Raw genomic sequence first — 1,774 nt, forward strand, 5'->3', positions numbered from 1 at the left:
TGCCCAAGCCCCAGAACAGCTAACTATGATAGATTTAGGAGAAGCTGAACCCATAGACAAATTAGTGAAAGAGTTTCGGGAATCGGTAGAAAACCCACGAGGATTAAGTGTGGCCGTATTTAAGAAACAAGAGGATATACTGTCAAAAATTGAACTAAGCCAGCTTATTTTTGACAAAATCAAGCCTTATCTCACCCAAGAATTAATTATCTGTCCCGATGGCGAATTAAACTGCTTACCCTTTGAAATTTTACCCACCGATAAAGGCAGCTACTTAATGGATGAATATCGCTGCAACTTCTTAAATGTAGGACGAGATATCCTGCGCTTTAAAGCCAAAATTCCCGCAAAAGTCACCTATCCCCTCGTTATCGCTAACCCTGACTATAACTTAGCTAGTCCCGAAAATACGCCCTCAACTGCCGAAAATGAGGAAAAATTCCCCTTTAAACCATCCTTACGCGATTTAGCCACCTCTCGACAAGGACAAATATTCAACTCCCTCCCCGGCACCGAAATCGAAGGCGAAAAAATCGCTAAAATACTCAGAGTCAAACCCGTTACCGCCGCCAAAGCTTTAAAACCTCTTGTCTCCAAAGCCCAAAAAGCCCCTTATATTCTCCATATCGCTACTCATGGCTACTTTCTCGGCGATATAACCCCCGAACTGGACACAATTAACCAAAACTTCATGTTATCGAGTCTTTCCGCCTCAGAAAGATTCCAAGTCGGCACCAGGCAAAATCCCCTGTTGCGTTCAGGTTTAGCCTTTGCGGGGGTGAATACGATGTTAAACGGCGGTAAACTACCCGAAGAAGCCGAAGATGGCTTATTAACTTCCCTAGACGTGCAATCTATCAACTTAGCAGGGACAGAGTTAGTCGTTACCTCCGCCTGTGAAACCGCCTTAGGAGACCTCTACACAGGAGAAACCCTCATCGGTTTGCGTCGTTCCTTCATCCAAGCAGGAGCAAAAACCGTTATTATCAGCCTTTGGAAAGTGGAGGATGTGGCTACCACTATCTTAATGCAGTATTTCTATTATTATCTCCTGAAAGCCAAACTTAGCAAAGCAGAAGCTTTGAGAAAAGCCAAATCTAGCCTCCAGCGTCTCACCATCGCCAAAATGCGTTCCCAATGGCTAACGGAAGATGCCATCAAATCGGCAGAAAAACACAGTATAGGAACTGCTGCCCATTTACGAGAATTAAGTCAAAAATCTGATTTAGAACGCCCTTATGAAGCTCCTAAGTATTGGGCAGCTTTTATTTGTTTAGGGAATCCAGCCGGTCTTCCGCTTTTACCACAGGCGAGCAAGGGACAAAATCTGAAATGAGGAAACTACAATTTCAAGATATCCCTTTATTTTTAGATTAGCCGAACCTCCCCCCCTTGCCCCCCGACATCGGGGGGTTGGGGTAGGGTTGATTCAAGGCAGGGTTGATTCAGCAGGGTTGATTCAAGGTAGGGTTGATTCAAGGTAGGGTTGATTCAAGGTAGGGTTGATTCAAGGTAGGGTTGATTCATGAATCAACCCTACTAGATGAACGTAGGTTGGGCTTCGGCCGTGAGCTTTTGCCGAACGGTTGAAGCATGAAACCCAACGCCCGATTATGTTACGCTACCGCTAACCCATCCTACAAATAATGGCTCTTCGGTTTATGTTATGCAATGAACGGGGGTTATAGAGGATGTAACCCTTGTATAGAAAGGCATTTAGCGATTTTTGTCAATTATTTTTGTCTAGAGCGAACTAATCAATTAAGTCTCTTGC

Annotated in this window: 1 protein-coding gene; it reads left to right on the forward strand. The window is 44.4% G+C overall.

Annotated elements, in window-relative coordinates:
• Positions 1–1,336, forward strand: a 1,336-nt coding sequence (locus IQ242_RS23970; protein WP_193961674.1) for a CHAT domain-containing protein, incomplete at its 5' end; no start/stop codon positions are given.
• Between the last annotated feature and the right edge of the window lie 438 nt (positions 1,337–1,774).

This window comes from Microcystis sp. LEGE 08355, from assembly GCF_015207185.1.
Classification (GTDB): domain Bacteria; phylum Cyanobacteriota; class Cyanobacteriia; order Cyanobacteriales; family Microcystaceae; genus Microcystis; species Microcystis panniformis.